Annotated in this window: 13 protein-coding genes; 6 read left to right on the top strand and 7 right to left on the bottom strand. The window is 73.3% G+C overall.

The genetic code is table 11. The annotated features are described in order from the left end of the window. Window positions 1–101 precede the first annotated feature (101 nt). The 6 genes from I847_RS0114160 to mtrA form a co-directional block, all read right to left on the bottom strand. Window positions 102–1328: a winged helix-turn-helix domain-containing protein gene (locus I847_RS0114160; RefSeq protein WP_034610375.1), complete on the bottom strand. Its 1227-nt coding sequence runs from the start codon at window positions 1326–1328 to the stop codon at window positions 102–104. Window positions 1329–1459: 131 nt separating this feature from the next. Further along, window positions 1460–2089 (bottom strand): ribosome hibernation-promoting factor, HPF/YfiA family, encoded by a 630-nt coding sequence (hpf, locus tag I847_RS0114155; RefSeq protein ID WP_028050219.1) that lies wholly within the window; start codon window positions 2087–2089, stop codon window positions 1460–1462. A gap of 196 nt (window positions 2090–2285) precedes the next feature. After that, complete coding sequence (locus tag I847_RS23825; RefSeq protein ID WP_034610372.1) at window positions 2286–3041, bottom strand: ComF family protein; 756 nt, start codon at window positions 3039–3041, stop codon at window positions 2286–2288. A 77-nt stretch (window positions 3042–3118) separates the two neighbouring features. Continuing rightward, complete coding sequence (locus I847_RS0114145) at window positions 3119–4816, bottom strand: LpqB family beta-propeller domain-containing protein (RefSeq protein ID WP_028050218.1); 1698 nt, start codon at window positions 4814–4816, stop codon at window positions 3119–3121. Next, window positions 4813–6483, bottom strand: coding sequence for an MtrAB system histidine kinase MtrB (gene mtrB / locus I847_RS23820; RefSeq protein WP_051274929.1), 1671 nt, complete (start codon window positions 6481–6483; stop codon window positions 4813–4815). Before mtrB ends, I847_RS0114145 begins: the two co-directional genes overlap by 4 nt. A 75-nt stretch (window positions 6484–6558) precedes the next feature. Further along, complete coding sequence (gene mtrA, locus I847_RS0114135; protein WP_028050217.1) at window positions 6559–7242, bottom strand: MtrAB system response regulator MtrA; 684 nt, start codon at window positions 7240–7242, stop codon at window positions 6559–6561. A 198-nt stretch (window positions 7243–7440) separates the two neighbouring features. Between mtrA and I847_RS0114130 the strand changes: the two genes are divergently transcribed. The 6 genes from I847_RS0114130 (at window position 7441) to I847_RS0114105 (ending at window position 14307) form a co-directional block, all read left to right on the top strand. Next, window positions 7441–8715 (top strand): proline-rich domain-containing protein, encoded by a 1275-nt coding sequence (locus I847_RS0114130; RefSeq protein WP_028050216.1) that lies wholly within the window; start codon window positions 7441–7443, stop codon window positions 8713–8715. Next, window positions 8712–9392 carry a DUF4129 domain-containing protein gene (locus I847_RS0114125; protein WP_051274915.1) on the top strand — a complete coding sequence of 227 codons (681 nt, stop codon included), beginning with the start codon at window positions 8712–8714 and terminating at the stop codon, window positions 9390–9392. The genes I847_RS0114130 and I847_RS0114125 overlap by 4 nt, the downstream gene beginning before the upstream one ends. Further along, the gene (locus I847_RS0114120) at window positions 9389–10591 is read left to right on the top strand and encodes a DUF4350 domain-containing protein (RefSeq protein WP_028050214.1); all 1203 of its coding nucleotides are present in this window, start codon (window positions 9389–9391) and stop codon (window positions 10589–10591) included. The genes I847_RS0114125 and I847_RS0114120 overlap by 4 nt, the downstream gene beginning before the upstream one ends. A gap of 149 nt (window positions 10592–10740) precedes the next feature. Further along, the gene (locus tag I847_RS0114115; RefSeq protein WP_028050213.1) at window positions 10741–11769 is read left to right on the top strand and encodes a MoxR family ATPase; all 1029 of its coding nucleotides are present in this window, start codon (window positions 10741–10743) and stop codon (window positions 11767–11769) included. A gap of 25 nt (window positions 11770–11794) precedes the next feature. After that, a complete protein-coding gene (locus I847_RS0114110) occupies window positions 11795–13087 on the top strand; it encodes a DUF58 domain-containing protein (RefSeq protein WP_028050212.1) in 1293 nt (430 codons plus the stop codon). A gap of 56 nt (window positions 13088–13143) precedes the next feature. Next, a complete protein-coding gene (locus tag I847_RS0114105) occupies window positions 13144–14307 on the top strand; it encodes a winged helix DNA-binding domain-containing protein (RefSeq protein WP_028050211.1) in 1164 nt (387 codons plus the stop codon). Window positions 14308–14334: 27 nt separating this feature from the next. Here the strand turns inward: I847_RS0114105 and I847_RS0114100 are convergent, their stop codons facing one another. Next, a complete protein-coding gene (locus I847_RS0114100) occupies window positions 14335–15324 on the bottom strand; it encodes a stage II sporulation protein M (protein WP_028050210.1) in 990 nt (329 codons plus the stop codon). Window positions 15325–15396: the final 72 nt, after the last annotated feature.

The following is a 15396-nucleotide window of genomic DNA, read 5'->3' as shown; positions in this document are numbered from 1 at the left end:
CGGGAGGGGTTCTGCCCAGCGTGAACGCGCGCGACCGGCAGCGACGACGCTGGTCCGGGTGCCGTGCGGCACCGCTCTCGGACGTCGAAGAGAGCGGCCGTTCACCGGACCGCAGCCTTCAGCGGCGCGGCGAGGTCCCCACGGTCGGCGACGACGACCTCGCCCAGACCCAACCAGGCGGCGAGCTCGTGCAGCTCCGTCGCCAGCTCCTCGACGACGTGCGCCTGCGATCCCGGGCTGCGGTGGGCCGCCTGGACCCGCAGGACACCGGCCTGACGGTCGGCCTTGAGGTCGACGAGCGCCGGGAGCGACTCACCCAGCAGGAACGGCAGCACGTAGTACCCCCAGACCCGTTGCGGCTCGGGAACGTAGATCTCGATCCGGTACCGCAGCCCGAAGAGCGCCTCGACGCGGCGTCGCTCGAAGACGAGCGGATCGAACGGGTTGAGCAGCGCACGCCCGGTCGCTCGTCGTGGCAGGCTCGCGTCGCGGTGCCGCCAGACCCGGCCCTCGTCCCACCCGTCGACAGTGACCTCGACGAGCTTGCCCTCTTCGACCAGCTCGGCGACGGCCCGCGCCGCAGGGGCCTGCTTGACGCGGAAGTAGTCCGCGAAGCTGCGCAGGGTGCCGATGCCGTGCGCCCGGGCTCCGATCTCGACCAGGGCCCGGACGCAGTCGGCCTCCGGCGTTTCGGCCGCGGCGAGGACGTCGGGCGGGATCACGCGCGACGTCAGGTCGTACCGGCGCTCGAACGCGCCGTTGCGACCCGCCGACGTGACCTCGCCCGTGAAGAACAGGAACTCGAGCACTCGTTTGGCCACCGTCCAGTTCCAGCCCCACTCGGTGCGGGTGGTCGGATGGTCGGCCTCGAACGACTCCTGGACCTCGCGCGCCGTGACGGGCCCCCGCGACGCGATGATCTCCCGGACCTCCGCCAGGACCGGTGCGCGCTTCAACGGCACCTCGGCGATCGAGCCCCACGCCTCGCTGCGGTAGGCGCGCCGGCGCCAGTCGAGGAGCCGGTAGGTCTCGGGTGGGACGAACGAGGCCATGTGGGCCCACGTCTCGACGAGCCTGCGCGGCGCCCGTCCCGCGGCCGCGTCGAGCAGCGACGTGTCGTAGGCGCCGATCCGCGAGAACGTCGGCATCAGGTGCGCCCGGGCGAGGACGTTGACGGAGTCGATCTGCAGGACGCCGAGCCGGTCGACCACCTGCTGGAACTGCCGCATCGTCGGTGGTGCACCCCGTAGCGGCCGCGGCGCGTCGAGGCCCTGCGCGCGCAGGGCGATGCGTCGGGCCTGCGACAGGCTGAGGCGTTCGGCGGTCACGGGGCAATCCTGCCGTCGACCTCCGACACGCGGCGCCCCGACGGGCACACACCCGCACGGACACGACGACGCCCGGCCGGTGGGCCGGGCGTCGTCGCATCCGTGGCGTGCTCGGGCGCGCAGAGCTGCCGTCAGACGACGCCGGCGACCTGCGGGGCGTGCGACACGGCGGTGTCGAGCTTGATCACGCCGTAGCTCCAGCCGCGCCGGCGGTACGCGACGGACGGCTGCGCGGTCTCGGCGTCGATGAACAGGAAGAAGTCGTGCCCGACGAGCTCCATCTCGTAGAGCGCGTCGTCGACGGTCATGGGGTGGGCTGCGTGCACCTTCTCGCGGATGATCACCGGCGAGTCGCCGAGCGTCGTCTCCACCGCCGCCAGCGGGTCGACCGGCTCCGGGACCTCGGGTTCAGGCTCGGGCGGGCGGACGTCCAGCGGGGTGATCGGAGTGTGGTTGCGGTGGTCCTTGCGCCGGTCACGTGTCCTGCGAAGCCGCTCGAGCAGCTTGTTGAGCGCCATGTCGAGGGCCGCGTACCTGTCGTCTGCGCACGCTTCGGCGCGGATCACGGGACCTCGGTCCACCACGGTGAGCTCGACGCGTTCGGAGCTTCCGGACTGGCGGGGGTTCGTCTCGTGCGACACGACGACATCGATGCGCTGGGCGCGGGGGGCCAGCTGCTCGACTTTTGCGAGCTTCTGCTCGACGTGCGCCCGGTACTTCGGGAGCACTTCGGTGTGCCGGCCGGCAACCACGATCTCCATGTGAGCCTCCTGCGAGGTCGGGGGCGGGTTTCTTCCGCCCGGATGACATGCGTTGGGCTGCCCTGAAGGCAGTCGGGCGGCGTCACCTCCTCCCGCAGCCGATCCGGGTCGATCCGTCGGATCGACCCCGGCCCGGCGCCGGCTCTGGCCCCACGCTAACCCCGTGACCCACCCGTGACCACTCCCACGCCGGGGATCACCCGCGGGCGTCCGAGGGGCGGACAACGGGCCGGTCCGGAAGGACCGGAGGGCGGGACGGCCCCGGGGTCGAGGCGAGCGTCAGGCCCGCGACGACGCCGCCGCCGGCTCGCTCGAGGGCCCGGCGCGACGCCGCGAACGTCGCGCCGGTGGTCAGGACGTCGTCCACGATCACCGCGGCTCGCCCGGTCACCCACCGCGTCTTGCGGTCCGGCACCGAGAGCTGCCCGGCGAGGTTGCGTGCCCGGTCCCGAGCCCCGAGCCCGACCTGGTCGCCGCCGCTCGCGCGGTTCAGGACCGGCGCGAGCTCGGCCCGGACACCGTCGGCGAGCAGACCCTCGACGACCGCCGCCGCGAGCTCGTCGACGAGGTTGCCGCCCCGACGTCTGCGCGACGCCGCCGTCGACGGCGCCGGCACCACGAGGAGCGGTGCGGCCGGCGCAAGGACCCCCGCGACCTGTGCCGCCTGGCGGGCCATCGCGTCCGCCAGCGGTGCGGTCAGGTCGCCGCGGCCGCGGTCCTTCCACGCGATGATCGCCCGCCGGACGTCCCCGGTGCAGTCCGCGAGCGTCCACACCGGGAGGGCGCCGCGCCCGTCCATGCGGTCCAGGCGCGGCGCCCGGTTCTCGCACCGCCAGGCAGCGCCGGACAGGAGCGCGGCGCACCCCGGGCACCACGGGAGGTCGTCGAGGCCGCAACCCGCGCACTCCACCGGGAGCAGGAGCCCGACGAGGTCACGCAGGAACGAGGTCACGCGACGAGCATGAGCCCCTCGGTCACGTTCGGGCGCTCCGTTCTTCCCGAGCACGAGACGGCCGGGCTGGGGACGGCTCAGCCCGGATAGCTCGGGTAGGACGCTCCCGTGACGCCGGCGACCGGCGCCCAGGTGGTGTCGACGTACCGGCGCAGGCTCCCGTCGAGCGTCGTCACGTAGATCACGATGCCACCCGCCATGCCCGTCGGGTCAGCGACCTCAGGCAACGACTGCGTGGGTCCCGAGACCGGGACCAGGTGCACCGCGATGTTGCCGGTGCTGCGTCCGAGCACACCCAGCGTCGACTCGTCGATCCAGACGACGGACGTGGCATCGACCATCGACGCACCCGCCCGGACCCCGTCACCGATCTGCTGCGGTGCCCCCGACTCGTCGCGGATGATCCCGGAGACCTGGATCGCGACGCCGTCGGCCCCCGACGAGATCACCGCCAGCCGGGTGCCGTCCGGCGACACCCGCACCGCCCGCACGATCCGGCCCGTGAGCCAGTCGGCGAGGACGGAGACCGTCGGAGAGCCCGCCTTGACCGCGACGATCCCGTCGTTCGACGAGGCCGTCCACGTCCAGCCGAGGCGGTCGATCGACGGTGCGGCGAGCGAGCCACCCGTGAACAGGGCATGCGCCGGAGTCTCGGGCGTCGGTGCGGTCACCAACGTGTTGGGGCCGGAGAGCAGCACGCGCAGCGACCCGTCGGCACTGACCGCGGGGCTCCGCGCGTCCAGGCCCTCGAGCGTGCCGACGCCTCCGACGGGCACGACCTCGCTGCGCGAGAGCGAGACGAGCCGGTCTGCCTGGAGGAACTCGACGTTCCCTGCGGGCGCCGTGCCGTGATCCAGCTTCGCGGGGTCGCCCACGAGCGGCACCCCGTCGGTAGCCGCGTTCCCGCCGGCGGGCACAGCGGTGACCTCGACCGACCCGACCCCCGGTACCAGTCGCAGGCTCTCGTTGATCTGCGCGAGCAGCAGTGGCGTGTCGGCCCGGGTCACGGCCAGCAGGGGGCTGAGCCCGACGTGGGCCACGCCGTCGTCGCGGTTCAGGAGCACGGACTCCGCATCCAGCTGGGCGCCCTCCGGGATCGCCGAGGTCACAGCATCACTGAGCCACGGCGACGGGCCCTGCAAGAGCTCCTGGACGACGGCGGTCTGCAGGTTCTTCTTCGGCAGCCACCGCGTGTCCGGCACGAGGAACGTCTTGTCCGGCGAGAGGAAGTAGATCGGGGTCGACTGAAAGGTCCGCTCGAAGTCCTGATCCCGCAGGATCAGTCCGTCGGGCAGCCCGGAGATCCGCCACTGGTCGCTGTCGTCCTGGACGAGGTCGAACGTGACGGACTCGACCGCGTTCGGCGGTGCCTCGACGTACTGTCCGTCGCCGTCCACGCGGGCCGACACGGGGACGTCCCCGACGACCTCCGCGACGCTCGCGCTCGGCGCCCACGCGATGGGCCCTGCGACGACCTGGCCCGAGAGCGGCTGCCACTTCACCTTCGCCGCACCCGCGAGGTACTCACGGGCGGTGTCGAAGTCGTCGGAGAATCCGGCCGCGCTCGCGGCGAGAAAGCCGTCCACGATCTCCTGCGGCGTGGCGTCCTCGGCCGGTCCGGCTGCCAGCACCTGGATGTCGGCCGGCGTGGAGATCTTGATCTCGCTCTTCTGCGGGGGACCCGACATCGGGATCGCCGCGCATGCGGACGCGAGCAGCAGGACGAGACCAGCAAGTCCGCCACCCTGCGCGCGCCGGACACGGTGCGACCTCATCGGACCTCCTGGCGCTCGTCGGCGGGCTCGGGGTGATCGCCCGACCCGTGGTCCAGGTCCGGGAGCGAGGCGGGGTCGGTGCTCGCGCGCACGACCGGGACGCGCACCGCGTCGACGTCCGGCGTCTCGTCCGGCACCAGCGGCAGCGGCGAGTCGGTCAGCCGGATGCCGGCGCGCCGCGGCAGGGTGAGGCGGAAGCACGCCCCTCGACCCGGCCTGCCCCAGGCCTCCAGCCAGCCGCCGTGCAGGTGGGCGTCCTCGAGAGAGATGGCAAGCCCGAGCCCGGTTCCGCCGGTGGTGCGCGCCCGGGCCGGGTCCGCCCGCCAGAACCGGTCGAACACGTGCTGCGCCTCGTCGGGCGTCATGCCGACGCCGCGGTCCCTGACCGTCACGGCCACCGCGTGCGCGTCGACGCCCACGGTCACCTCGACCGCCGTCCCCTCGGCGTGCTCGATCGCGTTCACCAGCAGGTTGCGCAGGATGCGCTCGACGCGGCGGGGGTCGATGTCCGCCACGCACTGCTTCTCGGGCACGTAGACCCGCAGCCACGTGCTGCGCCGCTCCGCGAGCGGGGTGGCATGGTCGACGGCCGCGACGACCACGTCACGAACGTCTCGTCCACCCGCTTCGAGCGTCGCCGCGCCCGCATCGAACCGGCTGATCTCGAGCAGGTCGGCGAGCAGCTCCTCGAACCGGTCGAGCTGCGTCTGCAGCAGCTCCGCCGAGCGCTTGACCGCCGGGTCGAAGCTGCCGCGGGCGGAGTAGATCATCTCGCCGGCCATCCGGACCGTGGTCAGCGGCGTGCGCAGCTCGTGCGACACGTCCGAGACGAACCGCCGTTGCAGCGTCGACAGGTCTTCCATGCGGTGGATCTGGTCCTGCAGGCTGGCCGCCATCTCGTTGAACGATCGAGCGAGCGTCGCCATCTCGTCCTCGCCACGCTCCGGCATCCGCTCGGACAGGTGACCGTCCGCGAGTCGTTCGGCCACCTCGGCGGCGCGGCGCACGGGCCGGACCGCCTGCCGCGTGACGAGCCAGGTCATGCTGCCGAGGAGCGCGACGAGGGCCAGGGCCGCCACCAGGAGCGTGCGCTGGAGGAAGTCGAGCCGGTCCTGCTCCGCCTGAAGGCTGTAGAGGAAGAAGAGCTGGTAGGTCCCCGCGCCGCGCACCTCGACGTCCTGGCCGACCATGACGGCGGGCTCGTCACCCCCGTCGGTCGGCCAGGCGACCGACTGCCAGTGCTGACCGCCCGTGGCCGTCGCCAACCGGAGCTCCTGGCTCACCAGGCCGAGGAGGGACTTGTCGGTGGTGGTGGTCGCCCCCGTGGCCGCGACGCCCTTCTGCTGCGGCGCCTGCAGGAGGAAGACCTCTCGCTCCCCCGAGCCGCCTGACTGCTGCGCGGACGCGACGAGCAACAGCTGGCGTTGGAGGTCCGTGCCCGTGGCAGCCGTCGAGGCGTCGAACGTCGCCTGCGCCACCTTGGTGGAGCGCGCACTCTCCTCGAGCACCTGGTCGACGCGGGACTGGAAGATGTCGTCCCGCATGCGCTGGCTCACGTAGACACCGATGACCGCGAGCGCGACGAGGCCGATGGCCATCGTGGTGGTGATGACGCGGACCTGCAGCGAGCTGCGCCACGCGTGCGCAGCCGAGCGGACCCGCCGCATCGTGCGCGCCCGGACCAGCCGCCACGCGCTTCTCACCCGCACGGGAGCGCCGCCGCCGCACTCACGGCACGACCATCACGTCGAAGCCACGCCCGCCTTGTAGCCGACGCCACGCACGGTCACGACGATCTCCGGCTGCTCCGGGTCGTTCTCGATCTTCGAGCGCAGCCGCTGCACGTGGACGTTGACCAGGCGGGTGTCCGCGGCGTGCCGGTACCCCCAGACCTTCTCGAGCAGCACCTCACGGGTGAACACCTGCCACGGCTTGCGCGCCAGGGCCACGAGGAGGTCGAACTCGAGAGGCGTCAACGACACGGGCCTGCCGGCACGCGAGACGCGGTGACCGGGGACGTCGATGGACACGTCGCCGATGGAGAGGTGCTCGGGTGCGGGCTCGTCGCTGCGCCGCAGCCGGGCACGGACCCGGGCGACGAGCTCCTTGGGCTTGAACGGCTTGGAGATGTAGTCGTCGGCCCCGGACTCCAGGCCCAGCACCAGGTCGACCGTGTCGCTCTTCGCCGTGAGCATCACGATCGGCACACCGGACTCGGCGCGGATCTGCCGACAGACCTCGTTGCCGTCCTTGCCCGGCAGCATGAGATCGAGCAGGACGAGGTCCGGCTGCGTCGCCCGGAACACGCCCAGCGCCGCGTCACCGTCCTCGCAGAACACCGGGTCGAAACCCTCAGAGCGCAGCACGATGCCGATCATCTCGGCCAGCGCGGTGTCGTCGTCGACCACCAGTACGCGTCCCTTCATGCGCGCATTCTCGCACTCCAGCGTCTGCGGGGAGGCCAGTACCAGGCGTGAGCGTGTCTGCCATGCGGCACACCGCACACAGATCACCCGGTCGCGTCTCCCGCGGACCGGCCGCCATGGCACGATGATTCCTCCGCGGGGGCCCGGAACTGGCTCCCCCGCGTGAACGCACAACCGAGCCGAGGGAGCAGCGCTCGCATGACGAGCCCGCACGACGACGTTCCGCAGGAACCGGCCTGGACCTCCCCGGCCGGCACCGAAGCCCCTGCGCCGCACCCGACGCCCGACGAGCCTCCCGTCTACGTCCCGCCGGGGGGCTACCCACCGGTCTACGGACAGCCGACGGCCCCTCCCGCGTACGGCCAGCAGGCCCCTGCACCCGGCTACGGCCAGCAGGCCCCTCCGCCCGGCTACGGCCAGCAGGCCCCTCCGCCCGGCTACGGCCAGCCCCAGTCGCCCCCGCCCGGCTGGGTCGCGGCTCCCGGAGCGCCCGGCTGGGGACAGCCGATGACCCCGCCCCCTGGCGCCTCGTGGCGGCCGCCGGCGTTGCAGCCGGGGATCATCCCGCTGCGGCCGATAGGGCTCGGCGAGATCTACGACGGCGCCTTCCGCGCGATCCGCGCGAACCCCAAGGTGATGTTCGGCCTGTCCGCGATCGTCGTCACGATCGCCGTGGCGCTCCAGTCCCTCATCACCTGGTACGTCCAGGGCCTCCTCTCGGCGCAGTTCACCGATCTCGCGGAGGAGCTGGATCCCGAGGGCCTCTACGGGTTCAGCTCGAGCATGAGCGCGTCGGTGGCCCAGCTGTCCGCGCTGCCGATCACGGAGCTCGCGACAACCATCCTCACGGGTCTGCTGATCGTGTCCGTGAGCAGGTCCGTCCTCGGCCAGGTCGTGTCCGTCCGGGACGTCCTGCGGTCCGGACGCGTCTGGCTCGTCGTCGCCTTCTCCCTGCTCGTGATCGTGGCGGCCGTCGTCGTGGTCGGGGCGGGGGTCGCCGTCGTGGCCCTGCTCGGCGCGAACGGGTACCTCGGGCTCGCCATCGTGCTCGGCCTCCTCGGCTCCCTCGGCTACCTGGTCGTCGTGCTGTGGGCGAGCGTGCGGACGCTCCTGGTCCCGCCTGCTCTCATGCTCGAGGGCAAGGGGTTCGGCAAGACCGTCGCGCGCGCCTGGAGGCTCACCCGTGGCAGCTTCTGGCGGCTGTTCGGGATCTGGTTGCTGACCAGCGTCCTGTCCAGCATCATCGCGGCGATCTTCACCGCTCCCGCGCAGCTGTTCACCTCGCTGTTCATGGGCGACACCGGCGGCCGGTCGTTCGCCTCCATCGCCATCAACGGCATCGCCAACGTGATCGCGCTGACGCTCGCGACGACGTTCGTCGCCGCCGTCACGGCGCTGCTCTACATCGACGTCCGGATGCGTCGCGAGGGTCTCGACGTCGAGCTCGCGCGGGCCGCGGAGCAGAAGGCGTGAACCTGCCGGCCCGGGCGGTCGCGGGCGCGCTGGGGCTGGCGGGCGACGTCCCGGTCGATCCCGACGCCGCGACCGCTCGGCGCTGGGCCAGCGACGAGCTCCTCGACCCCGTCTACCACCAGCGCCCGTCCCTGCTCAGCCGGCTGCTGACGTGGCTGTCGGAGCAGCTCTCCGGGATCAGCACCCCGAGCGGCCTCAGCCCGGTCGCCCTCGCGGTCGTCGTAGCCCTCATCGCAGCCGTCGTCGTCGTCGCGTTCCTCGTGAACGGGCCCGTGCGCCGCGCGCGACGGGTGGCGTCCGAGCGCAGCGTCCTCGACGCCGGCGACGGCCGGACCTCCGACCAGATCCGTCGTGCGGCCGACGCGGCCGCGAAGGCCCAGGACTGGACGCTCGCCGTGCTCGAGCGGTTCCGGGCCGTCGTGCGCAGCCTCGAGGAGCGCACGGTGCTCGACGAGCGTCCGGCCCGGACGGCGCACGAGGCGGCCGACGACGCGGCCGTCCGGCTGCCCGGTCTGCGCACGGACCTGGTCGCTGCCGGACGGCTGTTCGACGCCGTCGCCTACGGCCACGAGTCGGCGACGCCCGACGACGACGCCCTCGTCCGCGAGCTCGACGCCCACGTCCGCGCCGCTCGGCCGTCCGCTCCTGCCGATGCGGTGCCGAGCGTGCCCCGATGAGCGCACCGGTCCTCACCACCCACGCCGCGCCCGTCGTCGGCGACGGGACCACGGGACGGTCTCGCGCGGCATCGCGCTGGCGCCGGTGGCGGATGCCTCTGGGCATCCTCGGGCTGCTCTGCCTCGTCGGCCTCCTCGCCGCACTGCCCGAACCAGTCACCTCGACGGCGTCGCTCGCCCCGGACAACGCGCTCCCGGGTGGCGCACGCGCCGCGGCACAGATCCTGGGCGACCAGGGCGTCGACGTCCGCTACGTCCGCAGGATCGCCGACGTCGAGAGGCTCGCCGGCCCGGACTCGACCGTGCTGCTCGTCGGGGACGCGTTGATCGACACCTCGCACACCGACGTGCTGCGCAAGACCGGCGCGGACCTCGTGCTCGTCGACGCGGACTGGGCCGTCAGCGAGCTGACGGGCTCGCTCGGGGCCGGTTCGACCACCGGCATCCCCCAGAAGCGGACGGCCGAGTGCGACGACCCGGACGCCGTCGCTGCCGGGACGATCACGGCGACGGGCTACCTGCAGGCCCTCGACGGCACCGCAGTGGTGTGCTTCCCGGCCCCCGGCTCGGCGACCAGCGCGGGCGGCGCCTACGGTGTCACGACCGTCGACGATCAGCGCGTGGCGGTGCTGACGGACCGTGCACCGCTGACCAACGAGCGGCTGGCGGACGAGGGCAATGCCGCGTTGGTGCTGCGCATGCTCGGTCGCCACGAGCGGCTCGTCTGGTACATCCCGTCGCCCGACGACGTCGAGGCCGGCGGCTCGTCCCGCCCCGGGATCGCCGACGTCGTCCCACCGGTGGTCTACGTCGTCGGCCTGCAGCTGCTGCTCGTCGCCGCGGTGGCGGCACTGTGGCGCGGTCGTCGGCTCGGTCGCGTCGTGACCGAGAAGATGCCGGTCGTCGTCCGGGCCGGTGAGACCACACGCGGACGCGGTCGGCTGTACCGGCGCTCGCGCGCGTACGGGCATGCCGCCGCAGCACTGCGCGCCGGCGCGGCGGCACGGTCCTGCGCCCGTCTCGGACTGCCGCGCTCCGCGGCGCCGCTGGTCGTCATCGAGGCGCTCGCCCGCGCGTCCGGGCGCCGATCGGACCAGGTCGAGGCGCTCTTGTACGGGCCACCCCCCACAGACGACAACGGGCTCGCGCAGCTTGCGCGGGACCTGGACCATCTCGAGAGCGAGGTTCACCGATCGTGAGCGACGACAGCCAGCAGTGGCCGCCGACGGCACCACCCAGCCCGGCGCCGGCGCGGGCGCCGCACCGTGCCGCGGCTCCTGCCCAGCCGGGCGCGTGGCCCCCCGCAGGTGGCTACCCGCCGGCCGCGCCACCCCCGCCGGCGGCGCCGGTGGGGCACCCGCCCGCGCCGGCGGCGCCCCTGGCGGCCCCCGCGGCGCCTGCGGCACGGCCCCAGACGTCCGGCCCCTCGCAGGAGCTGCGCGCCGCGCTCGCCGCGGTGCGCACGGAGGTGTCCAAGGCCGTCGTCGGGCAGGACGCCGCGATCAGCGGCCTCATCATCGCCCTCCTGTGCCGCGGGCACGTGCTGCTCGAAGGCGTGCCCGGCGTCGCCAAGACGCTTCTCGTGCGCACCCTCTCGGCGGCGCTGGAGCTGCAGACCAAGCGCGTCCAGTTCACCCCCGACCTCATGCCCGGTGACGTCACGGGTTCTCTCGTCTACGACGCACGGACGGCCGAGTTCTCGTTCCGTGAGGGGCCGGTGTTCACGAACCTGCTGCTCGCTGACGAGATCAACCGGACGCCTCCCAAGACTCAGGCGTCTCTGCTCGAGGCCATGGAGGAGCGGCAGGTGTCCGTCGACGGCACGCCTCGCCCGCTCCCGGACCCCTTCCTGGTGATCGCGACCCAGAACCCGGTCGAGTACGAGGGCACGTACACGCTGCCGGAGGCACAGCTGGACCGATTCCTGCTCAAGCTGGTGCTCGGCCTGCCGGAGCGCCACGAGGAGATCGAGGTGCTCCGACGGCACTCGGCGGGCTTCGACCCGCGCGACCTGCAGGCCGCCGGCGTGCGCCCGGTGGCGTCGCCGTCGATGCTGGCGGCCGCGCGCACCGAGGTGGCACGGGTGCAGATGTCGCCCGAGGTGCTCGGGTACACGGTCGACGTGTGCCGGGCCACGCGGCGCTCCCCGTCGCTGTCCTTGGGCGTCTCGCCGCGTGGGGCCACCGCGCTGCTCGGCACCTCGCGCGCCTGGGCGTGGTTGTCCGGTCGCGCGTTCGTGACGCCCGACGACGTCAAGGCGCTCGCCCACCCGACGCTGCGCCACCGCGTCCAGCTACGGGCGGAGGCCGAGCTCGAGGGCGTCAGCACGGAGAGCGTGATCGACACGGTCCTCGCGTCCGTACCCGTCCCTCGATGACACCCGTGATCCACGGGAAGCGCTGATGGCGGTCACGTGGCGCGCGGTCGCGCTCGCGGCTGCCGGGATCCTCGCGGTCGTCCTGCTGCCCGCGACCGGCACCGTGCTGCTCTGGACCGTGCTGGTGCTCGTGGTGTGCGTGCTGGACGCGCTGCTCGCCGCGTCGCCCCGGCAGGTCGCCGTGCGCCGCGAGGTGCCGTCGTCCGTGCGGTTGACGGAGGCCGCACGCTCGACGCTGACACTGACCAACGTGGGCCGACGCAAGCTTCGTGCGCTCGTGCGCGACGCGTGGCCCCCGTCGAGCGGCGCCGACGACAACCGGCATCGCATCGAGGTCCCGGCCGGCGACGGACGCCGGGTGACCACGACCCTGCGACCCACCCGCCGGGGCGACGCGCACGCCGACCTGGTGACGATCCGGACGTTCGGTCCGCTCGGCCTCGCCGGCCGGCAGGCGTCGCTGACCGTGCCCGGTCGGCTGCGCGTGCTGCCGGAGTTCGCGTCGCGCAAGCACCTGCCGAGCAGGCTCGCCCGTCTGCGCGAGCTCGACGGACGCGCCGCGGTCCAGGTCCGTGGCCCGGGCACGGAGTTCGACTCGTTGCGCGAGTACGTCATCGGCGACGATGTGCGCGCGATCGACTGGCGGGCGACGGCCCGGCGCGCCGACGTGGTCGTGCGCACGTGGCGTCCGGAGCGCGACCGACGGGTCCTGATCGTCCTCGACACGTCCAGGACCTCGGCCGTCCGCGTCCAGGACGCCCCCCGGATCGACGCGTCGATCGAGGCCGCGCTCCTGCTGGCGGCCCTGGCCACCCGCGCCGGCGACCGCGTCGAGCTGATCGTCTACGACCGCACGGTGCGCGGTCGGGTGGCCGGTCAGAGCGGCCCGCGGGTCATGCCGGCGTTCGCCGACGCCCTCGCGCTCGCCGAGCCGCAGCTCATCGAGGCCGACTGGGCGGGGATCGTCGGACAGGTGCGCCAGCGGTTGAGCCAGCGCGCACTCGTCGTCCTGCTGAGCGCGCTCGACCCGGCGGCCGTCGAGCACGGGCTGCTGGGCGTCGTGAACCAGCTGACCGAGCGGCACCAGGTCGTCCTGGCGTCGGTCGCGGATCCCGAGGTGGACGCTCTGCGCTCTGCCCGGCACGACGCCGCGGCGGTGTTCGACGCCGCCGCGGCCGAGCGCGTGGGCCTGGAACGCGCCGCTGTCGCGGTACGGCTGCGTCAGCGCGGCGTCGAGGTCCTGGACGCCCTCCCCGACAACCTCGCGCCCAAGCTTGCCGACACGTACCTGGCCCTCAAGGCGGCCGGCCGCCTCTGACAGGGTGGCCGCACGCGCCGGACGCACCGGGACCCGGTCCGACACAGGAGGTCGACGTGACCGCACCCGCACCGGGCGACCTGCTCTCGCCCGCTCAGCTGAACCGCGCGCTGCTCGCACGCCAGCACCTGCTCGACCGGCACGAGGGCCCCGCGCTGGGCGTGGTCGAGCACCTCGTCGGGCAGCAGGCGCAGAACGCCTGGTCGCCCTACGTCGGTCTGTGGAGCCGGGTTGCGGACTTCGGGCACGCAGAGCTGGGCGACGCGTTCTGGGCCCGCACGGTCGCGCGCATCGCGGTGATGCGCGGCACCATCCACCTGGTGACGCGTCAGGACGCGCTGGTGCTGCCCGCGCTCATGGCCCCGATCTACGCGCGCGATTTGCAGGTCAATGCCCAGCACGCCGCTGCCCTGCGGGGCGTCGACGTCCCCGCGGTCGCGGCCGCGGCCCGGAGCCTGGTGGAGGACGAGCCTCGGGTCACCACCGACCTCGGCCGCCTGCTGGCGGAACGCTGGCCGAGCGTCGCGCCCGGCTCGCTCGCCTACGCTGCCCGAGACACCCTGCCGCTCGTCCAGGTGCCTCCCCGCGGCGTCTGGGGACGGTCGGGCGCGACCACCTGGACCACGGCGGACGCGTGGTTCGGCAGCGCGTCGGCCGACCTGTCCGACCCGGCCGTGCGCCTCCACGAGCTCGAACGGCTCGTGCTGCGCTACCTGCGCGCCTTCGGCCCGGCCTCCGTCACGGACGTCCAGAGCTGGTCCGGGCTCGGCGGGCTGCGCGACGTCGTGAACCGTCTCGGCGACCGCATCGTGCGCTACCGGGCCGATCCGGCTCCCGGTGGTGTGCGGCCGCGCGAGCTGCTGGACGTCCCTGACGGGCTCCTGCCCGACCCGCAGACGCCGGCACCCGTGCGGTTCCTGCCGGACTACGACAACGTCCTGCTCGGACATGCCGACCGGACCCGGATCGTCTCGCAGGAGCACCGGCGCCTGCTCGCGTCGCCCAACGGCGTCATCCCCGCCACCTTCCTGCTCGACGGTCGCGTGGCCGGGACGTGGGCCGTGTCCCGCACGGGCGGCGAGCCGGCGACGCTCACCGTCCGCCCGTTCGCCGCCGTCTCGGCGTCGGACCGACGCCTCCTCGAGGACGAGGCAGCCGGCCTCGTCCGGTTCATGGCCGACGAGGCAGACACGCACCGGGTGCTCGTCGTCGACGACTGAGGGCCGGACGGCGGACGGGCGTCGACCTCAGCCGGCCATCGCCAGGACGTACCCGGCGCGGTCCGGTTCGAGGTCGCCGGTCTCACCGTCGCGCACCGCGCGCCTGCCCAGGACGATCGTGTAGACCCAGAACGCGGTCACTGCGAGCACGCCGAGCGCGATCTTCAGGGCCCAGGGCATCGTCGACCCGGTCACGAATCCCTCGATCAGCCCGGAGACGGCCAACGTCCCGACCAACCCGATCACGACGGTGACCAACGACCGACCCTCCTGGGCGAGGGCCCGCGAGCGGGTGCGCGGCCCCGGGACGAGCCACGTCCAGAAGAGCCGGAGACCGGCGGCACCCGCCACGAAGACCGACGTCAGCTCCAGCAGCCCGTGCGGCGCGATGCTCTGCAGGAAGACGTCCAGCTGTCCGTGCGCGGCCATCATCCCGCCCGTGGAACCGACGCCGACCGCGTTGCTGACCTGGAAGTACAGCGGTCCGATCCCGGTGAAACCGGTGGCGATGCAGACCGCGGTCAGGAAGGCGTTGTTGGTCCACACCATCGCCGCGAAGCCGGCGCCCGGGTCGTAGTACTGCTGGAACATGTCGTCGACGTACCGCTGCTGCTCGGCGGGCGTGCCCATCAGCGCGAGCGCCTCGGGCTGCGTGGCCACCCAGAATCCCGAGGCACAGGCCAGCACCACGAAGCCGAAGGCCACGGCGACGGTCCACCAGCGGATGCGATAGAGCGCCGCGGGCAGCGACACCACGACGAACCGCGTGACGTCGCGCCAGCTCGCCTCGTGCGAGCCCGCGATCGCGGTGCGACCACGAGCCACCAGCTGCGAGAGCTTGGCGACCGTCACCGGGTCCGGAGCGCTGGAACGGATGACCGAGAGGTCCGTCGCGGTGGCCTGGTACAGCCGGACCAGCTCGTCGGCCTCGGCGCCGCTCAGTCGCCGCCGACCCGCGAGCTCGTCGAGCCGCGCCCACGCGCCGGCACGCACCCGCTCGTACGCATCGAGGTCCATCCGCACATGGTGCCATCCCGAGCAGGCCGGCAGCGGCTACTCTGCGCCAAGAGCCCGACCGGGACGAGGGCA

This window comes from Cellulomonas sp. URHD0024, from assembly GCF_000426185.1.
GTDB lineage: Bacteria > Actinomycetota > Actinomycetes > Actinomycetales > Cellulomonadaceae > Cellulomonas.
Note: the sequence above shows the minus strand (reverse complement) of the source record. Positions and strands in the feature narration are given on the sequence as shown.